At 38.7% G+C, this 19518-nt stretch carries 17 protein-coding genes; 12 read left to right on the forward strand and 5 right to left on the reverse strand.

The annotated features are described in order from the left end of the window. The first annotated feature begins 1 nt into the window (after nt 1). Complete coding sequence (gene glp, locus BW142_RS18735) at nt 2–1219, forward strand: gephyrin-like molybdotransferase Glp (RefSeq protein WP_076925911.1); 1218 nt, start codon at nt 2–4, stop codon at nt 1217–1219. A 70-nt stretch (nt 1220–1289) separates the two neighbouring features. Here glp and BW142_RS18740 read toward each other — a convergent pair whose 3' ends face one another. Together BW142_RS18740 and BW142_RS18745 are read right to left on the reverse strand one after the other, a co-directional pair. Beyond that, the gene (locus BW142_RS18740; RefSeq protein WP_076925912.1) at nt 1290–1742 is read right to left on the reverse strand and encodes a hypothetical protein; all 453 of its coding nucleotides are present in this window, start codon (nt 1740–1742) and stop codon (nt 1290–1292) included. 274 nt (nt 1743–2016) lie between these two features. Beyond that, entirely contained in the window at nt 2017–3441 is a 1425-nt protein-coding gene (locus BW142_RS18745) for a sodium-dependent transporter (protein WP_024599116.1), read from the reverse strand. Between the two features lie 189 nt (nt 3442–3630). Between BW142_RS18745 and BW142_RS18750 the strand changes: the two genes are divergently transcribed. From BW142_RS18750 to BW142_RS18775, 6 genes are all read left to right on the forward strand, one after another. Beyond that, a complete protein-coding gene (locus tag BW142_RS18750; protein ID WP_076925913.1) occupies nt 3631–3933 on the forward strand; it encodes a YciI family protein in 303 nt (100 codons plus the stop codon). 160 nt (nt 3934–4093) lie between these two features. Next, the gene (locus BW142_RS18755; protein ID WP_024594903.1) at nt 4094–4351 is read left to right on the forward strand and encodes a PepSY domain-containing protein; all 258 of its coding nucleotides are present in this window, start codon (nt 4094–4096) and stop codon (nt 4349–4351) included. A gap of 2 nt (nt 4352–4353) precedes the next feature. Then, entirely contained in the window at nt 4354–5028 is a 675-nt protein-coding gene (locus tag BW142_RS18760) for a response regulator transcription factor (RefSeq protein WP_007375447.1), read from the forward strand. Beyond that, the gene (locus BW142_RS18765; RefSeq protein ID WP_076925914.1) at nt 5022–6359 is read left to right on the forward strand and encodes an ATP-binding protein; all 1338 of its coding nucleotides are present in this window, start codon (nt 5022–5024) and stop codon (nt 6357–6359) included. The genes BW142_RS18760 and BW142_RS18765 overlap by 7 nt, the downstream gene beginning before the upstream one ends. Next, the gene (locus tag BW142_RS18770; protein ID WP_024599113.1) at nt 6346–6756 is read left to right on the forward strand and encodes a hypothetical protein; all 411 of its coding nucleotides are present in this window, start codon (nt 6346–6348) and stop codon (nt 6754–6756) included. Before BW142_RS18765 ends, BW142_RS18770 begins: the two co-directional genes overlap by 14 nt. Before the next feature lie 105 nt (nt 6757–6861). Further along, entirely contained in the window at nt 6862–7941 is a 1080-nt protein-coding gene (locus tag BW142_RS18775) for an FAD-dependent oxidoreductase (protein ID WP_076925915.1), read from the forward strand. 69 nt (nt 7942–8010) lie between these two features. Here the strand turns inward: BW142_RS18775 and BW142_RS18780 are convergent, their stop codons facing one another. Continuing rightward, a complete protein-coding gene (locus BW142_RS18780; RefSeq protein ID WP_076925916.1) occupies nt 8011–9048 on the reverse strand; it encodes an AI-2E family transporter in 1038 nt (345 codons plus the stop codon). Nucleotides 9049–9218: 170 nt separating this feature from the next. Here BW142_RS18780 and BW142_RS18785 point away from each other — a divergent pair, with 170 nt between their 5' ends. Both BW142_RS18785 and BW142_RS18790 read left to right on the forward strand, forming a co-directional pair. Then, the gene (locus tag BW142_RS18785) at nt 9219–10109 is read left to right on the forward strand and encodes a TIGR01777 family oxidoreductase (protein WP_076925917.1); all 891 of its coding nucleotides are present in this window, start codon (nt 9219–9221) and stop codon (nt 10107–10109) included. Between the two features lie 353 nt (nt 10110–10462). After that, a complete protein-coding gene (locus BW142_RS18790; RefSeq protein WP_083707603.1) occupies nt 10463–11416 on the forward strand; it encodes a GGDEF domain-containing protein in 954 nt (317 codons plus the stop codon). Between the two features lie 181 nt (nt 11417–11597). Here BW142_RS18790 and BW142_RS18795 read toward each other — a convergent pair whose 3' ends face one another. After that, nucleotides 11598–14150, reverse strand: a complete 2553-nt coding sequence (locus tag BW142_RS18795) for a glycoside hydrolase family 3 N-terminal domain-containing protein (protein ID WP_076925919.1) — start codon at nt 14148–14150, stop codon at nt 11598–11600. Beyond that, nucleotides 14150–15424: a sugar MFS transporter gene (locus tag BW142_RS18800; RefSeq protein ID WP_076925920.1), complete on the reverse strand. Its 1275-nt coding sequence runs from the start codon at nt 15422–15424 to the stop codon at nt 14150–14152. Before BW142_RS18800 ends, BW142_RS18795 begins: the two co-directional genes overlap by 1 nt. A gap of 258 nt (nt 15425–15682) precedes the next feature. Here BW142_RS18800 and BW142_RS18805 point away from each other — a divergent pair, with 258 nt between their 5' ends. The 3 genes from BW142_RS18805 (at nt 15683) to BW142_RS18815 (ending at nt 19429) form a co-directional block, all read left to right on the forward strand. After that, nucleotides 15683–17011: a GH1 family beta-glucosidase gene (locus BW142_RS18805; protein ID WP_076925921.1), complete on the forward strand. Its 1329-nt coding sequence runs from the start codon at nt 15683–15685 to the stop codon at nt 17009–17011. A gap of 28 nt (nt 17012–17039) precedes the next feature. Next, nucleotides 17040–18362, forward strand: a complete 1323-nt coding sequence (locus BW142_RS18810) for an MFS transporter (protein ID WP_076925922.1) — start codon at nt 17040–17042, stop codon at nt 18360–18362. A gap of 62 nt (nt 18363–18424) precedes the next feature. Then, complete coding sequence (locus tag BW142_RS18815; protein ID WP_076925923.1) at nt 18425–19429, forward strand: LacI family DNA-binding transcriptional regulator; 1005 nt, start codon at nt 18425–18427, stop codon at nt 19427–19429. Nucleotides 19430–19518: the final 89 nt, after the last annotated feature.

Here is a 19518-nt window from a genome sequence, read left to right on the forward strand (position 1 = left end):
TATGAACGATGTTTGCAATGCACCCGGTTTATTACCAATTGAAACAGCAATACAAAATATACTTGGCTCAATAACGCCTGTTAAGGACGTTGAAACCATCACTATAATGCAAAGTGTTGATCGCGTTTTAGCAAGCGATGTTAAATCAACTATAAACGTACCCGCTCATAACAACTCTGCAATGGATGGCTATGCGCTGTGTATTTCAGATAAAAGCTTAACTTATACACAAGTAGGTAGCGTGTTTGCGGGTCAAGTTTTTGAAGGAACGCTTACCCCTGGGCAATGCGTAAGAATAATGACCGGAGCCGCCATTGCACCAGGCGCTAACGGCGTTGTAATGCAAGAAAAGGCCTCGGTAGATGGCGATAAAATTACGTTCACCGCGCAACCAGAGCTAAATGAAAACGTGCGTTTTGCTGGCGAAGATATTGCAATAGACGATGTTATTTTAAAAGCAGGCAATAAATTAAAAGCCGTTGATGTGGGGTTACTTGCATCTTTAGGGATTGCCAATATAGACGTGGTGAGAACTTTAAAAATAGCCGTACTTTCTACAGGCGATGAGCTAATTGAACCTGGTCAGCCTCTTAAGCAAGGCGCTATTTTTGAAAGTAACCGCGCTGTTATTATTAGTGCGCTGCAACAAAAAAATATCGACGTGATCGATTTAGGAATAATCCCTGATGACAAAGAACTCATCACCAATGCATTTTTAAAAGCGAATGAACTCGCCGATGCCGTAATAAGCTCAGGCGGCGTATCAGTTGGAGAAGCCGACTTTACTAAAGAAGTGCTCAACGAAATTGGTGAAATTCACTTTTGGAAAATAGCCATGAAACCAGGCAAACCTTTTGCCTTTGGTAAACTAAGTAACAGTTACTTTTTTGGCTTGCCAGGTAACCCTGTGTCGGCCGCTGTTACATTTAATCAGTTAGTAGAGCCTGCACTGCAAAAACTGTCGGGTCTTGGTGAAGTAAACCCTAAAATGCGCTTTAACGCTGTTACTACATCCGTTATTAAAAAGCGCCCTGGCAGAGCCGACTTTCAACGCGGTACTGCAACAATTAACGAACAAGGTGACTTGATGGTTGCCCCGTTTAATAAACAGGGCTCGGGTGTACTTTCGTCGCTTAGTAAAGCTAACTGCTTAATTGTAGTGCCAGCACAAAGCGGCAATATCGAAAAAGGCGCAACAGTAAGTATTGAGTTGCTATAAAGTATTGAGGTGTTATAAAGCCTAACATGCTACAGCTAACTGTATAATTTAGCTGTAGCGCTACTCTAATTTAAAATATTTTTATGTTTAGAGTTTGGATTAAACAGTTTAACTTTTCGCTACGTCCTACAAACTCTTCTTTGCTCAACCTATTAACACACTTCAGCGCATTTTTAGTCGCAAAGTATCTATCATAACTTAAGCTTCTTTCGCATTTAACACTATACGTTGAGGGCCAAGAGCCACCGGCACCCGTTGCTATGCCAACAACGTTACATGTAGCATCTATATACTGCTCCCATGCTTTTATTTGCGCTTTAACTGCATCTACTTGGTAATCATCAGTTAGTTGTGGGTAGATCTCACCCATCATTTTACTGATTTTAGTTTTGTACCTATTGCCCTCTAAATTATAAGTATTGCCCGTGTGCATTGCACCGCCTTCAGGCCAATCATCAGTACTTTGTGCAAATGCGCCAAATGATGAAATAGCAAAAGCAAACCCAATAATAATTTTATTCATTTTAAATCCCTTTAATACCAATCTGCTTATATATGGGGTCTATTTAACGTTAAGAAAATTACGCTAGAACTAGGCAAAAATTTTTGTATCTAGTTGTTCTAAATAAAAAATTTTTAACGACGTTATAGTGCAATTTAATTCGTTAAATTGATCAAAGATTTATGCAGGTTGGTATAATAGTTATACCAGATACCTATAAAAAACGCCTATAAAAAATGCCGCTAAGCTTAACTGAGCGGCATTATATTATTCAATAAGCTTTTAAAGAGGCCTATTAAAAACCAAATATTTTTAAATCAAAAAACTTAGTCGCCACTGTATTTATAAATATTACAGCTAGAATGACAGGAATAAACGTTGAAAGTGAAAAGTTAACGTACTTTTCCATCAAGCTTCCCGCATAATTAGGCGAACCTAAGCTTAGCTCTTGTGTTAAGCGTGCTTTTTTCCAGCGGTACATTACAAACAAACACACCATTAAGCCGTTAAGTGGTAAAATTGTGTCGTAAAATACATCAACAATAATATCAAAAAAGCTCTTACTAACGCCGCCATAACTGGTGAAAGATGTAAGGCTGTCAATCATACCAAACGACATTGTACATAAAATAGTAAGTACACCGGTTGAAAGTGTAAGGATGCCCAATGCTTTTTTACGGCTAATACCTTTACGATCACTTAGTGTTGCAGTCGGGACTTCCACTATTGAAACAAGTGAAGTAATCGCTGCAAAAAATACTAATAAAAAGAATGAGAACGCAACAATAGACGCACCTACATAACCAATATCATTTTGCAGTGCTAATAATATTTTAGGTAGGTATACAAAAATCATTGATACGGACGAATCAGAAAGTGCTGATGGGTCTGTATTTGGGTCAAAGCTAAATATCGCTGGCAACACCATTAGCCCCGCTACAAACGCAACGAGTGAGTCAGTAATAGCGACCATTTTAGCACTGCTTACAATGTCATCTTTTTTAGAAATGTACGACGCGTAAGTCATTAATATACCCATACCCAGCGATAGCGAGAAAAACGCTTGGCTTAATGCGCCATTAAGTACACTTGCACTCATCTTAGAAAAATCAGGAATAATGTAGTATTTAACACCGGCCATTGCGTTATCAAGCGTTAATACATAAGTAACTAGAGCTAGTAGCATAACTAATAAAGCGGGCATTAAAAATTTGGCGGCTTTTTCTATTCCTTGTTTAACACCACCTAACAAAATTAAGTTAACGATAATAACCACAACAGCCATATAACCAAACACAGTGTAACTATTAATAAAAACACCAAAATGGCCAGGATCTGCAAGTAAATCTAAATTACCGAGGCCTGTTTGCGTTAAATAACCAAAGATCCAAACCGTAATCACCATATAAAATACAGCAATCATAAATGGTGTAAGCACCGCAAAAAACCCAGCTAACTTCCATTTTTTATCGTTATTAGATAATAGTTTGTACGAACCAAGTGGATCTTTTTGAGCGTTACGACCCATTGCCATTTCAGCCATCATGACTGGTAAACAAATGAATATGACAAATAAAGCGTAAATTAATAAGAATGCGCCACCACCATTTTTAGTAGCAGAAACCGGAAAACCAACTAAATTACCAATACCAACAGCTGAACCGGCCGCTGCCATTATGAATCCAAGGCGGGAACTAAATCGTTCTCTATTTTCGCTCATGCATAAAACCTTTTTATTATTTTGTATATTTCAGCGACTCTACCAGTGTTACACAGAGATTTTCAAGCAATTACAGCTTAAAAATAAAATCGAAGTGTAAACCTGTGTAAATACGCTTTTAATTCACCAATTTTCAACGCTGTGGTAGTATTGCGTTAATCAAATTTAACAATTTTTATGAGATTCCTTATGTTGTACATGATTCACTCAACAGACGTTGAAAACAGCTTAGAGCTTAGAAAAGCAGCACGCCCAGCACATTTAGAGCGCCTAAGTGAACTTGACTCACAAAACCGTCTACTTACCGCCGGTCCATTACCAGCAGTTGATAGTGAAGATCCACAAGAAGCAGGTTTTACTGGTTCATTAGTGGTTGCTGAATTTGAATCAATTGAAGCAGCTCGAGAGTGGGCAGCAGCAGATCCTTATGTTGCCGCGGGCATCTATGAAAATACAATTGTTAAACCTTTTAAAAAGGTATTTCCTGCTTAAAAAGTATTAAACCCTAGAGCGTGCGTTGCACTGTAATTCAGGGTTTGTTCACAGGATTTTAATTAAAATTATCAGGATAAAAACGAATTTACCGTTTTTACTTGAATTTTAGTAACTTAGTTAATTAAACTAAGTGAGTCTGGTCTAGGAGTTTTCCATTATGCGCGTATTATTAAGCCTCGGTTTTATTGCTTGTGTTAGCTTAGCTAACTTTAGTCAAGCAGCAACCGCCACCCAAGCATCTCATGCTGAGGTGGACAAAAAGAAAGCCGTAATACTCGCAAAGAAAACAATTGGCGGTAAGACATTAAAGATCACTGAAAAAACAGATTTTTATACCGTACGAATACTCAAATCTGACGGCCACGTCGTTGATTTACATATTAATAAAAAAACCGGCGAAGTGAAAAAGGATTAAAAATGCGAATTTTAGTTATAGAAGACGATTTACATTTAGCAGATAACCTACGTAATGCCTTAGAAAAAGAACGTTACAGCGTGGATTTATGCCACGATGGTGAAGCAGGTCTTTTCCACATTACAGAATACCCGCTTGATATGGCCGTAGTTGATTTAGGTTTACCTAAAATAGACGGTATTGAGCTAATTAATAAAGCACGAGCACAAGGCATTACAATCCCTATTTTAATCTTAACCGCGCGCGATCGCTGGCAAGATAAAGTAGAAGGTTTAGATGCAGGTGCCGATGACTACCTTACTAAGCCATTTCATGTTGAAGAGCTTATTGCCCGTTGTAATGCATTAATTCGTCGCAGTGCTGGTAAAGCAAATCCAGAAATGACTGCAGGTCCAATTAAAATCCATACACGTTCACAACAAGTATGGGTTGATGACAAAGAACTTAGCCTGACAGCTTACGAATATAAAGTACTTGAATACTTAATGGTAAATCCGCAAAAAGTAATTTCTAAATCAGAACTGACTGAGCACATTTACGACCAAGATTTCGACCTTGATTCAAACGTAATCGAAGTATTTGTACTACGTTTGCGTAAAAAGCTTGACCCTGAAGGCGTACTAAACCCAGTAGAAACACTACGTGGGCGTGGTTACAGGCTTAAAAGCCAGTGGTAATACCGCAAATATCGTTAAAAATAAGGCAAGGATTTATCCTTGTCTTTGTTTTGTTAGTCGCACTTCCTATCTTATTTTATTCAATTGGTAAGGCGTATTACGCTTCACTTGTTGATGCGACAGAAAAAACCCTCGAAGCACAACTCTACTCGCTAATATCTGAAGTCGATTTTACTGAGCATGGTATTATTATGCCCAGCACTATTTTAGCGCCTGAGTTAAACAGATTAAATTCTGATACCTACGCAATGATCTACCGCGATGATGACCCGGTTTGGAACTCAGAGTCGGCTGTAAATTTAAACTATGTACCTCAGCAAATAGAGACCAAAGCAGGTGCTGCCGACTTTAGGCGTGTAGAATATAATAATACCGCTTATTGGCAACTTAGCCTGACTGTAATTTTAAACAACATAGATCAATCAGAACAAGCTCGCTTTATATTAGTTAAACGTAACGACGCTCTACTTCGTTTAATGGATGGCTTTAAGCAAACCCTTGTAGATTGGATGTTTATCATGGGGATTGCAATCGCAGGCCTGATGGCGATTGGTTTCATTTGGAGCGCTCGCCCACTCCAACGACTCGATAAAGAAATAAAAGCGATTGAATCAGGCGATATTCAAGAAATTAAAGGCCTCTACCCAGTAGAACTGCAAACAATAAAAGCAGATCTAAACTTGCTACTTGAGTCGCAACAACGCCAAAAGGAACGCTATAGAGCCTCATTGAGCGACCTTGCTCATGCACTCAAAACGCCGCTGGCTGTATTAAAATCAAGTCCATTGGCAAACGATGCCGATGCACAAGAACAACTCGACCGCATTAATGTGATGATCGAGCACCAATTAAAACGTGCTGCAACAGGCGCATCAGACACATGGAAAAAACAAACCCCTGTTAAGCCAGTACTCGATTCAATACTCAGTGCTATGGCAAAAGTATATCGTGATAAAGATATTATTTTTAGCTGCACTGTAACCGAAAAAGATTATTTTTTAGGCGATCAAACAGATTTAATGGAATTACTCGGTAACTTGATTGATAACGCGTGTAAAGCATGTCGCTCGCAAGTAGAAATACAGGTCATTCAAAGCAAAACCCTGTGTATTGGAATTAGCGACGATGGTCCTGGCGTGCCAGAAGATAAGCGCGAATCTTTACTTACACGTGGTACTCGCCTCGATACTTACGAAAGCGGACACGGCGTAGGCATGGCGATTGTATCAGATTTAGTTAAGTCGTATCACGGTACGCTAACCATTACCGATGCTGATAAGTTAGCCGGCGCTCAATTTATCTTAGAGTTTAATTACAATGACAAAAAGTAACTATTTATTAAAACTCACTGCCATTGTGCTATTAGCTACAAGCCAGTACAGCTTGGCAGATGAGGCATGTACTTTAGCCGCTAAAGCAACAACCGATGAAGCTAAGCGGTATATTCAATGCCTAGATACCCAAATTGATAAAGCAAAGCAAGTACAAGGCAGTTGGATACAAAAGCGCAAATATGAGCTAACTAAATCACAAGAAAGCACAGGTAATACTCAAGTACTTCCGTTATTTATGCGTAGCATTACTAATAGCGAAAAGTACCTGGAGAGCGCCTGCCAATGGCGCTATTTAATAAAACTTCCTAATGCTACAACAGCTGCAATTAGCTATAAGCTCTGTGAAATTGAGCTTATAAATCAATTTACAGAATCACTAAAACACCCATTCTAACGAAACTAATTAGTTAAGTTATTCTGTACACTCCCCGCTCCGCTTGACAATTTATTTATATCAAAACAAACTATCTACTAGTAGATTGCTAAATAGGTAATAAAAATGACTAAACCAGTAATAATTATAGGTGGTGGACTTGCCGGCTTATACAGTGCGTATAAATTACAACAACTTAATATTCCGTTCTTATTACTGGAAGCTAAATCGCAATTAGGCGGTCGAATTTTTGCCGCGCAATCACCAATAAATAACGATGTTAGTTTTGATTTGGGCCCTACGTGGATATTTCCCCACCAACCAAAAATTCAAGCTTTAGTAAAGTCACTCAACTTGAGTATATTTGAGCAATACAACAAAGGTGATGTGTTATATCAAGCACCTAATTCCAAGCAGCCTCAACAAATTGCAGGTGCTGGAGATATGCAGTTATTTAGGCTTAAGCACGGCATGAATACCTTAATAACTGCCTTATACGCGCAACTTAATCCTGATTCTGTGTTATTAGAACACAATGTCACTGAGCTTAAAAAAGGTGATAACAACTGGCAAATTACGGTTAATCACTTAGGTAATATAAAGCACTTTACTACTGAAAAACTAATTTCAGCAATTCCTGCTCGTATGGTTACAACGCATTTAACACCTGAACTATGGGCTACTCCAACACTCATAAACCGCCTTAGTAGTGTACCTACATGGATGGCAGGACAAGCCAAATTTATAGCTACTTTTGAACATGTATTTTGGCGTGATAAAAACTTATCAGGGCAGTGCTTTAGCCGCGTAGGCCCTATGGTCGAAATTCACGACGCCAGTGCTGAAGATGGCAATTACGCCGCATTATTTGGCTTTATAGGTGTGCCCTACTTATCACGAAACCAAGTAACTCAAGAGCAATTAATTCAAGCCTGTGCCCAGCAGCTTAGCTACTTTTATGGTAAAGATGCAGAAAAGGCAACGGGGTACTTTATTAAAGACTGGGCAGACGATAAGTTTGTAGCGAATAGAGACGATCAAACTCAGCCTTCACAGCACCCTGAATTTGATTTTTCTGGCTTGGATGAGCAATTAAATAACCTAAATATTAATTTTGTAGCGAGTGAGTTTGCAAAACAAGAAGCGGGATATTTAGAAGGCGCAATAAACGCAGTGGATGACGCTATTAAATTGTTTGTTAATTAATAGTCTTGTATTTACTGTTAACGTAGCCATCAAGGGCTTTAATTTTACAGCCCTTGATGGTTATAGATGTTAGTTATTTTTAGCAACCTCTTCGCCACTGCCTAGTAGAGTGGCAACCCACCTACCTTCTGCACTGGCTTCTAGGGCTATTTTTACAATCATAGTTAATGGCACAGATAAAAGCATACCTACAGTACCTAATAACCAGCCCCAAAATATTAATGATAAAAATACTACTAGCGTTGAAAGACCTAGCCCTTTGCCCAAAAATTTAGGCTCTACAATATTACCCATTACCGTATTTATTGTTAAATAACCTGCAGCAACCAATCCCGCAATTAACGGGCCTTGAGTAATAAGTGCAAGTAATACTGCCGGTACAGCCGCAATAATTGACCCAATATTAGGAATGTAATTGAACATAAACGCCAATACGCCCCAAAGCACAAAGTAGTCTACATCCAAAATCCATAAGTAAAACGCAGCAATAATACCCGTACCTAAACTTACTAGCGTTTTAATTGCCAAATATGAATTAATAGACTCTAGAAAGCGGTCAATTTGCTTCATTTTGCTATCAGGATCTTCAAGTGCCATGTGTATTTTTTTGCTCAGCATTGGCCCTTCAAACAGCATAAAAACAACAGTTAAAATAATTAAAAACATGTTTGCCATTACGCCACCTAAACCGGTGAGCATATTGGTGGCTACATCAACCATTTTACCTGGGTCGAACATATTGATTAACTGATCTTTATTGATCAATATATTGTATTGAGATGCTAAATCTACCAGCCATACAAATTCTTCTTTGAGTTGTGTTTTATACTCAGGAAGTTGCTGCGAAAAATCATTTATTGATTGCCCTACAAGCCCGCCAAGACTCACACCTAAGCCAACTATAATAAGCACTACCAACATAACAGCAATGCCTTTAGGAATTCGGTAGCGCGCAAAAAACTTGATTAGCGGATTACAAATAATGGCAATAAACGCTGCCAAAATAAACGGAATAATAATTACACTTGCTGCTTTTATCCCCGCGAGTACGACCACTAAGGAAGCAAAAACTATTAAGCTTTTATTTACTCCAGTTAAACTTGCCAATTTATTAATCCTTTTATTAATTATATGGCCTTAGTGTAAGGCAAAAGGTAATTAAATGAAATAATGACGAAGTGATCATAAAAGCCTGTTTTACGTATAAATTTGCAAAGCTGTTTGCTAGCGAGTATGTTTTTTAATCACTTGCTACTATTTTATTGTAAGGATTAATAATGCATATATTTGTTACTGGCGCGACGGGATTAATTGGTAAGCACTTATGCCCTTTTTTACTTCATCATAATACTGTTACTGTGCTTAGCCGAAATCCGACTAAAGCAAACGTATTATTGGGCCATAAAGTTAAAGCCGTAAGCAATGTTAATGAAGTAAATTTTAACACCGTTGATATTGTTATTAATCTAGCTGGCGAACCGATTGTAAATAAACGCTGGAGCGACAAGCAAAAGCAAATAATACGCGACAGCCGTATTGATATTACACAACAAATTAGCGAAGCTATTCAAGCTTGTAGCACTCCCCCGCATACTTTTATTTCTGGAAGTGCTGTGGGCTTTTATGGTCGACAAAATAGCAACCCTATTGATGAAACCTGTGAAAATCCGCATGATGAATTTAGCCATCAGCTTTGTAAAGACTGGGAAAGTGCAGCTTTACTTGCGCAATCAGAACAAACCAGAGTGTGCCTATTACGTACGGGTATTGTTTTGGCCAAAAAAGGTGGGGCATTAAGTAAAATGCTACCCGCTTTTAAATTATGCTTGGGTGGCCCTATTGGTGATGGCGAGCAAGGTATGTCGTGGATACACATCGACGATATGATTCAGCTAATACTTTTTATTATTAGACATCCTGAAATATCAGGTCCTGTTAACGCAACTGCACCAAACCCTGTGAGCAACGCTCAGTTTAGTAAAAGCTTAGGCGAGGCGTTATCACGACCTGCATTTATCCCTATGCCAACCGTAGTGCTTAAACTATTAATGGGTGAAATGTCAGACTTACTTACAACGGGGCAATTTGTAGTTCCTAAAAAAGTACTAGCTCATAATTATCGTTTTCATCATCCAGATATTAAATCAGCTTTAGAGAGCTTGGTTTAGCTGGCGTTAATAATTCTTAAGGTAGAATGCAGAAAATTGAAAAGCAATCCTTTTAACCGAATTGACCTTTTCTTATTAATACATAATAATTACACACTTAATTGAATATATATTTCATCATTTTATAATAAAGAGAATAAATCATGTTTCATTTGCCTACTGTGATCTTCCTCTCTTTTATTCTTAACTTACTCATAAGCTTATTCTTTCTCTCAATTTATAAATATAAAAAACAAACATCTTTTCTACTATTTGGTTTAGCCTGTGCCACATTTGCGCTAGCAGAAATACTGGCATGTTTGCGCTTATACATAGACTTTCCTTTGATAACCCACTACTTGGCTAGTATTTCTATGATTATGAGCCCACTTTTAATTATTATTGGACTATATAAATATAAAAATATACAGAATATTAGTCTAATGCCTCTTTACTGCATATTTGGGTTTTCTGGTTTATTGTTATTGGCAATTTATCCTTTCGAAGCAGCAAAAATGCTAACGAGCTTAGTAATTGCCGGATTATTTATTTACACGGCGTATTTAATCAAAAGCATGAGCTTTGTTGCTAAAGCCCAGAAAAAGGCGTTGATCACCTGCTTTTTAGTGCACAGCGGTGTTATGTTTTTAAACGTAATATTTCTACTAATACCGGTACTGAGCTCGAGTATTCAGGATGTAGCAACGCCTTTACAAATTGTGCTTATTAGTCATTTACTATTAGCCACTCTAAGTGCTCTTATACTGCCATTTTTGTTATTTTCTAATAGTGAATACACGCTATCGAACCTTGCGAATACCGACTCTCTTACACAATTATTTAATCGAAGAGGCTTCTTTAATAATGCCAAAGAAACCCTTAAACAACCTAACAACAGTGATAAAAACGTATCTGTAATTATCCTAGATATCGACTTTTTCAAGCGTGTAAATGATAAGTACGGCCACGACACCGGCGATCAAGCAATTAAATGGATTGCGCAGCACATAAAAGAGCAATTTATTGATGAAGGTATTTGCGCCAGAATAGGCGGTGAAGAGTTTGCTATATTACTACCAGACTATTCTCTACGAGCAGCTAAAGAATATGCAGAACACTTACGTGAAAATATTTCTAAGCATCCATTTTATTATCAAAACTCGCATATTAACCTATCTGTAAGCGCCGGTGTGAGTAGTGCACTAAATGGTAAAATGAGTGTAAAAGACTTACTGTCGCTGGCTGATAAGCGCCTTTATCTTGCTAAAGAAACTGGCAGAGATAAAGTAGTCAGCTTTGACGAGAAAAACCTCTTAATGCAGTGCTAATTATTTTATAAGTAATTATAAAAAAGTCCCCTCTTATAAAAACGCGGTACCCCTTTGTATTTATACCGACCAGTTCCTATTAAGTTATATCAATTAGCTCAAGTGTTTATGCAGGTTACCTCTACATAAAAAAAGCCCTTCATTCGAAGGGCTTTGGTATACACACAATAGAGTTAATAAACTACTTACAAGACAGTGTAGCTTCGCCTGCCTTATTTGGCACAAACTGAATATTAGCTACAGAAATTGATGCTTTACCATTGCTGCGTAAGCTAAATGGGCTTGTTAGGTTTGCAAAATTAACACCCTTATCAGCAAAGCAACCTAAATCGATTGATACTGACTGCCATTTATTCTCAATGGCTTTATCCACTACGTTTGCTAAATCAATGCTTGCACCACATTCACCCGAGCAAGTCATAGCAAGTGCTATATCGCTCGTTAGTGCTTCGTTTAATTTAATATCAAAGCTAATCACACTATCGGCTTCAACGTAGGCAATGGTATCTTCTGCAAAGCTTGTTACTATTTCAGCACTGGCTTTTTCTGTACCGCTGAAGTTAAATTGGCGCGCGTCTTCTTGTACTGTTTTATCCTCAGTACGGTATTTAATTGCACCAAATTCATGGGTACTGCTCGATACATCTAAAAGCTCATCGCCCGATTTTAACAATAAGCGCCATGGTGCTACAGGTGCACCAACAAGTATATCCATACTCGTAAGCCCAGAGTTATCAAGTTTAGAGTCTTCATCAAGGTCGTCAGCTAACACGTTTTTATCGCCGTACGATAAGCCAAAACCATAAGGGAGTAATGGGTCGTAATTTTCATCGCCTTTATTAACCGCAGTTTGTACCGCTGATTTAGGCCAAGAAAACGATAATTTACCTTTAAAGTTATTTTGAATGGTGCCGTCTGCCGCTTTTAATAAAACATCAGCAATACCTGCGCCTTCTGTACCTGGCAACCATGCAGCTACAAACGCGTCAGATGCGTTAAGTTCGCTGTTAACCCACATAGGTCGACCTGATATAAACACAGATACAACAGGAATGCCTTGCTCTTTTATTGAGTTTAAAAGTGCTAATGACTTTTTATTCCCGCGCTCAAACTCAAGGTTATCTTTATCGCCGTGCCCTTCTGCGTAAGGTTCTTCACCAAATACAACAATGGCAACATCAGGACGTTGCTCAAACGTACCATCAGCGCTTAAAGTAACACTTCCACCTGCTGCAGATATTTGATCTTCAAGCCCTTTGTAAATTGACGTTGCTCCAGGGAAATCTGCATTTTTGTTATTGGTACCTTGCCACGTAATACTCCAACCACCCGACTGTTTACCTATATTATCGGCACCATCACCTGCAACAAGTACGCGTTGATTAGCTGCAATAGGCAATAGGTTATTTTTATTTTTGAGTAACACAAGTGATTCGCGCACAGCTTGACGTGCTACTTCGCGGTGCTCTTGGGCACCAATTAGCTCTGTTTTTCCAGAGTAAAGACGCTTAGCCGGGCTTGGTTTATCAAATAAACCAGCGCGAAGTTTTACGCGTAATATTCTGCTCACTGCGTCATCAATACGCGACATACTAATTTCGCCTGACTTAACTTGCGCAATTGTATTGTTATAAAGAGGCTTCCAGGCACCTGTTGGCACCATAAAAATATCAAGGCCAGCATTAACGGCTTGTGCACAACTTTCGTTAGTACAGCCTTCAATTTGACCGTGACCGTTCCAATCGCCTACTACAAATCCATCAAAACCCATTCGTGTTTTTAATACATCAGTAAGTAAATATTTATTGCCGTGATTTTTAACGCCATTCCAGCTATTGAACGATGCCATAACCGATTGGCTACCTGCTGATAAACCGCCTACATAGCCTTGTGCGTGAATATCAAATAATGATTGTTCACTGTCGATATTATTACCCTGATCATCACCATCAACCGTGCCACCGTCGCCAATAAAGTGCTTAACGGTACTAATTACACGCTTGTCACTTAAAAAGTCGCCATCGGCTTTACCTTGTAAGCCATTTACTATGGCTGCTGAGTAATCATGTACAATTTTTGGATCTTCTGAGTAACCTTCGTAGGTTCTTCCCCAGCGATCGTCGCGCACTACGGCAACTGTGGGTGCAAATACCCAATCAATACCCGTAGCCATTACCTCTACTGCAGTAATCGATGCTATTTGCTCGATTAAATCAGGATTATTCGCCGCGCCTAAACCAATGTTGTGCGGAAATAACGTGGCACCAATTACATTATTATGGCCATGTACTGCATCGGTGCCCCACATAGTTGGGATACTACTGCCATCAACTGAGTCGTCGACAGAAGCTTGATAAAAGCTCTCTGCTAAGGCTACCCAGTCCATAGGTGTTGCATGTTTGTCGCCATTAGGGAATGCGCCACCGCCATTAAGGTATGAACCGAAGCCATATTTACGCATGTCTTCAACGGTAATATCACGAATTTCTGGCTGAATCATTTGAGCAACCTTTTGCTCAAGTGTCATGGCTTTTAAATAGTTAACTATTTTAGCTTCAATATCGGCATCTTTTTTAACGGCAATATTAAGTTTTGGCCAAATTTGCGCTGTTTTAGATAACGTTTCATTAGTTTCAACCGATGTCACTGCGTCGTTTGAACAAGCCGATAAAGTACCTACTGATGCAATTAATGTTGCTAAGGCTATTTTATTAAGTGTAAAAGGGGTTTTCATTATAGAGTCTCCTGCGCATGAACTGGTTTGCTACCGCTTAAACCATAGAACACGATAAATATGTAACATAAAATAGGTAAAACATACGAAAGTTGAACACCCACACTATCAGCAAGTGCACCTTGTAAAAGTGGCACTATTGCACCACCCACAATCGCCAAACACAAAATACCAGAGCCTTGAGCTGTATGTTTGCCAAGTCCATTTAACGCTAAACTAAAAATAGTGGGGAACATAATAGAATTGAATAAACCAACCAATAGTATTGACCACATTGCTAATTGACCCGACGTGCTCATGGCAATAACGACTAAAATAATAGCCATGGTTGCGTTAAAGCCAAGTACTTTACCAGCAGGTAATTTTTGCATTACAGCAGCACCAATAAAACGCCCAACCATAGCACCACCAAAATAATAAGTGATGTAATGAGCTGCAGCATGCTCTTTTAGCCCTGCTATATTTTCTTGTGCTAAAAAGCTTACTAAAAAGCTACCAATTGCCACTTCGGCGCCTACATACATAAATATACCCACAGCACCTAATACAAGATGGCGATACTGCCAAGCACTGCCTTCAATTGCCTCTGATTTTTCGGCTTCTGCTTTTTGCTCGCTCATAATGTCTGGTAATTTAAGCCATGCAAAAATACCGGCTAGTAAAATAAGCATTGCAGCTAAAAGGAGGTAAGGAAGTTGTACTGATTCTGCATTTTGTGCAGGTGTTAAAAAGGCTTCTGACGCTGAGTCCAGAATTAACAGAGCACCAAATGATGGCGCAACCGTAGTACCCAACGCGTTAAAAGCTTGGGTTAGTGTTAAACGAGACGACGCAGTTTTTGCTGAACCCAACAAACTTACATAAGGATTTGCAGATACTTGTAATAACGTTATGCCACTGGCCAGTACAAATAAAGCAAATAAAAATACAGGATAACTATGTAAAGACGCTGCTGGGTAAAATAAGATACACCCTACTGCCGCAATTAAAAGCCCAACCACGATTCCTTTTTTATAACCAAGCTTTTTAACAATGTATCCACTAGGGAGTGACATTAAAAAGTAAGCGCCAAAAAAGCAAAACTGCACAAGCATTGCTTGAACATAAGTTAAATCGAAAACCGCTTTTAAATGCGGAATCAAAATATCATTTAAGCAGGTAATAAAACCCCACATAAAAAATAGTGAAGTTAAAGATGTAAGTGCAAAACCATAGTTTTTATCTTGGTGGTTTTGCGACTGTGTGTGTGATGTCAGTGGTGCTGAACTAGCCATGTGCTCTCCGCAATTTATTATTATAAATTGATCTTCAGTAAGTAATTAATACAAACCCCGCTAAGGCGCAGTATTAAAGAGTTGACCTGAAGATTAATTAACATTAATCTAAAAATGTAAGCGCTTTCACGGCTAATTAAATACGAACATGTTACATATTTCAACAACTTTTATTTTTAATAATGTTTTGTAACCGCTGAAAGTCAGTAAAAATAGGCGCTAAGCGTGCAATTAAGTTCTCAAAAAGGTTTGTAACCAATGACAAAAATATCATTACCATTTAATTCACCTCTATTAACAAAAGACTTTGTTTATGGTGTAGCAACAGCATCATTTCAGATAGAGGGCGGGTATGAGCATCGCTTACCGTGTATTTGGGATACCTTTTGTAGTACTGCAGGTAAAATTGCTGATAATTCACATGGTCATATTGCCTGCGATCATTACAACAATTGGCAACAAGACATAGATTTAATAGAGTCTCTAGGTGTTGATGCTTACAGGCTTTCTATTTCATGGCCTCGCGTTATGACTCAAGACGGAAAGTTAAATCCTGTAGGCGTTAAGTTTTATACTGATATTTTAGATGAGCTAAAACGAAAAAATATAAAAGCCTTTGTTACTTTGTATCACTGGGATTTACCGCAACACCTTGAAGATGAAGGCGGCTGGCTTAACAGAAAAACAGCTTATGCATTTGAGCAGTACGTAGAACTAATTACTAACGCATTTGGAACACGAGTGTATTCTTACGCTACATTAAACGAACCCTTTTGCAGCGCGTTTTTAGGTTACGAGATTGGCATACATGCCCCAGGTCTAGTAGGCAAGCAGTATGGTAAAAAAGCAGCTCATCACTTATTACTCGCTCATGGTCTGGCTATGAACGTGCTAAATAAAACATCGCCTGATACTCAAAACGGCATTGTGCTTAACTTTACACCCGCCTACCCGCTTACAGATACTCAACAAGACATAGACAGTGCCAAATACGCTGATGACTATTTAAATCAGTGGTATATGAAACCAATAATGGACGGTAAATACCCTGATATAATTAACCAACTACCTGAGGATCATTTACCAGACATACACCCAGGTGATATGGAATTAATTTCTCAGCCAATTGATTACTTAGGCATTAACTTTTATACCCGCCAAGTTTATAAAGCGCACCCTATTGATATTTATGAACCCATTGCACCTACGGGTCCTTTGACAGATATGGGATGGGAGGTTTACCCGCAATCGTTTACCGATTTGCTTGTATCGCTTAATAAGACATACACCCTGCCGCCTATTTATATAACCGAAAATGGCGCAGCAATGCCCGATACATATAATAATGGCGAAGTTAACGACTTAGACCGTTTAAGTTATTATAATACTCATTTAAACGCAGTTCACAATGCAGTTGAACAGGGTGTTGTTATACGTGGCTACTTTGCTTGGAGCTTAATGGACAACTTTGAGTGGGCAGAAGGCTACTTAAAGCGCTTTGGTATTGTTTATGTTGATTATAAAACGCAGCAACGTACTATTAAAAATAGTGGCTTAGCCTATAAAGCACTTATCTCAAATAGATAATAATAAGCACAAAGCGGGACAAACAATCATGGTCAGTGTAAAAGAAAAAATAGCGTATGGCTTAGGCGACACCGCCAGTAATATTATTTTTCAAACAGTTATGATGTTTTTAATGCTGTACTACACAGATGTAGTAGGTTTATCGCCTGCCGTTGTTGGTACTATGTTTTTAGCAGTGCGTATTTTTGATGCCGTAACCGATCCATTAATGGGTAACCTTGCTGATAAAACACATACGCGCTGGGGGCACTTTCGCCCCTACTTACTTTGGCTTGCACTTCCTTTTGCTATTATAAGTATTTTAGCGTTCACTACACCCGATTTAGAAGGCACCGATAAAATAATTTATGCCTTTACTACTTACACACTTCTTATGGTTGTCTACACCGCTATTAATATCCCTTATTGTGCATTGGGCGGCGTACTTACTGCAGACGCAAAAGAACGCGTTACTATTCAGTCTTACCGGTTTGTATTTGGTATGCTAGGCGGCGTAATAGTAGCGGGTTGTACTATGCCAATGGTTGAGTATTTTGGCCAAGGCGATGCTGCCAAAGGCTATCAATACACAATGACTGCAATGAGCATTTTAGGTTTTGTACTGTTTTTACTTTGTTTTTTAGGCACAAAAGAGCGTATACAACAGCCAAAAGAGCAAAACATTCCTTTTGCCAAAAGTGTTAAAGCCTTAATTAAAAACGATCAATGGCGAACACTTTGCTTAGCTGCATTTTTTTTACTTACCGGGCAAGTATTAAGGCTTACGCTTGCTGTTTACTACGTAAAATACTATTTAGGTCGAGACGATTTAATCACCTTATTTATGACGCTAGGTGTTGCAGCCAGCATGGTAGGTTGTGCTTTAGCTCAACCACTTGCAAAGCGCTTTTGTAAGATAAAGGCCTATATAAGCTTACAAGTTATTGCCGCCGCTATTTGTGGTTTTAGTTACTTTATTAGTAAAGACTCTTTAGTATTGGCATTTGCGGCCTTTATTTTATGGAAATTCTTTTTAGATATGGCAACCCCGTTGTTGTGGGCAAAAATGGCCGACACCATAGATTACGGGCATGAAAAAACAGGTGTACGCATTACGGGTTTGGTTTATTCTGGCGTCATATTTTTTATTAAAATGGGTGTGGCTGTAGGCGGTGCAATTGCAGGCTGGTTATTATCTTTTTACAGCTATCAGGCCGATGCAGTACAAACCCTCGACACCCAACACGGTATTTTACTTTCATTTACTGTACTACCTGCTTTTGGCTCATTATTTGTTGCCTACATAATGAAAAAATATACACTAACTAATCAAGTTGTTGAAAATATTCAATCTAAACTAACAGCTAGTTAAGATATATACTCCAAGGTATTATTTAGCCGAAATAGTTAAGGATAAGCGAGTGAACAAATAACATGGCAACAATTTATCAAGTCTCAGAGCTTGCGGGCGTATCGTTAGCCACCGTTTCTCGCGTGATGAACAAAAATACCCGCGTAAGCGATAAAACTAAACAAAAAGTGCTTGATGCCATGGAGCAGCTTGGCTACAAGCCTAATTCAATAGCGCAATCTTTAGCCTCTAACTGCACTAACAGTGTCGGTATTTTAGTGTCTGAGTTACATGGTCCTTTCTTTGCCCAAATGATGGCAGGTATTGAGTCAGAGCTTCGTGCTGCGGGTAAGCACGTTATTATTACCACCGGACACAGTGAAGAAGACAAAGAGCAAGAAGGCATTGAGTTTTTAATTAGCAGACGCTGCGATGCCATTATTTTGCACGTAGAAGCCGTCTCAGATGACTACCTAATAAAGTTAAGCGAAGGCTCTACACCTGTTTATTTAATGAGCCGTTACGTAGAGCAACTAAAAGACAACTGTATCAGCCTAGATAACCAATTAGGTGGCTACCTGGCCACTAAATCGATATTAAATCAAGGGCATACACAAATAGCGTACATTGCAGGTCCTCAGTTTAAAGCCGATGCATTTAATCGCTTAGAGGGTCATAAACAAGCCCTTACAGAAGCTGGCGTTAAATTTGATCCTGCCCTTTATTATATTGGCGACTTTAACGAAACTGGCGGTAGTAAAGCCTTAAAACATTTTATTGATGAAAAACTTAGCTTTACCGCACTGGTATGTGCCAATGACGAAATGGCATCCGGTGCTATGAAGTACGCACGAGAGCACGGTTATAATTTACCAAACGACTTATCGATTGTTGGATTTGATAACGTTATTTTTGCAAACTACCTGTACCCTACACTCACGACCATAGATAATCCGGTCGGGAACATGGGCGAAATGGCAGCAAAACTAGTGCTTAAAGACGTATATCAAAATAAAAACCTCGTTATAAATCGTTTTTTTGAACCCACTTTAATGCAGCGAGACTCTTCAGCACCACTTATTAAATAAAAACTAAAGGCTAAAAACGAGTACAGAATTTGGTACAAAAAAAGCGGCTAAATGCCGCTTTTTATATGTGACCTAATTAACTAAACACT

This window comes from Pseudoalteromonas sp. EB27 (assembly GCF_001974875.1).
GTDB lineage: Bacteria > Pseudomonadota > Gammaproteobacteria > Enterobacterales > Alteromonadaceae > Pseudoalteromonas.

Bases quoted from the DNA above. Each gene is read 5' to 3' on its own strand.
- glp (WP_076925911.1), top strand. From the start codon at position 2: ATGAACGATGTTTGCAATGCACCCGGTTTATTACCAATTGAAACAGCA.
- BW142_RS18740 (WP_076925912.1), bottom strand. From the start codon at position 1,742: ATGAATAAAATTATTATTGGGTTTGCTTTTGCTATTTCATCATTTGGC.
- BW142_RS18745 (WP_024599116.1), bottom strand. From the start codon at position 3,441: ATGAGCGAAAATAGAGAACGATTTAGTTCCCGCCTTGGATTCATAATG.
- BW142_RS18750 (WP_076925913.1), top strand. From the start codon at position 3,631: ATGTTGTACATGATTCACTCAACAGACGTTGAAAACAGCTTAGAGCTT.
- BW142_RS18755 (WP_024594903.1), top strand. From the start codon at position 4,094: ATGCGCGTATTATTAAGCCTCGGTTTTATTGCTTGTGTTAGCTTAGCT.
- BW142_RS18760 (WP_007375447.1), top strand. From the start codon at position 4,354: ATGCGAATTTTAGTTATAGAAGACGATTTACATTTAGCAGATAACCTA.
- BW142_RS18770 (WP_024599113.1), top strand. From the start codon at position 6,346: ATGACAAAAAGTAACTATTTATTAAAACTCACTGCCATTGTGCTATTA.
- BW142_RS18775 (WP_076925915.1), top strand. From the start codon at position 6,862: ATGACTAAACCAGTAATAATTATAGGTGGTGGACTTGCCGGCTTATAC.
- BW142_RS18785 (WP_076925917.1), top strand. From the start codon at position 9,219: ATGCATATATTTGTTACTGGCGCGACGGGATTAATTGGTAAGCACTTA.
- BW142_RS18790 (WP_083707603.1), top strand. From the start codon at position 10,463: ATGATTATGAGCCCACTTTTAATTATTATTGGACTATATAAATATAAA.
- BW142_RS18795 (WP_076925919.1), bottom strand. From the start codon at position 14,150: ATGAAAACCCCTTTTACACTTAATAAAATAGCCTTAGCAACATTAATT.
- BW142_RS18800 (WP_076925920.1), bottom strand. From the start codon at position 15,424: ATGGCTAGTTCAGCACCACTGACATCACACACACAGTCGCAAAACCAC.
- BW142_RS18805 (WP_076925921.1), top strand. From the start codon at position 15,683: ATGACAAAAATATCATTACCATTTAATTCACCTCTATTAACAAAAGAC.
- BW142_RS18810 (WP_076925922.1), top strand. From the start codon at position 17,040: ATGGTCAGTGTAAAAGAAAAAATAGCGTATGGCTTAGGCGACACCGCC.
- BW142_RS18815 (WP_076925923.1), top strand. From the start codon at position 18,425: ATGGCAACAATTTATCAAGTCTCAGAGCTTGCGGGCGTATCGTTAGCC.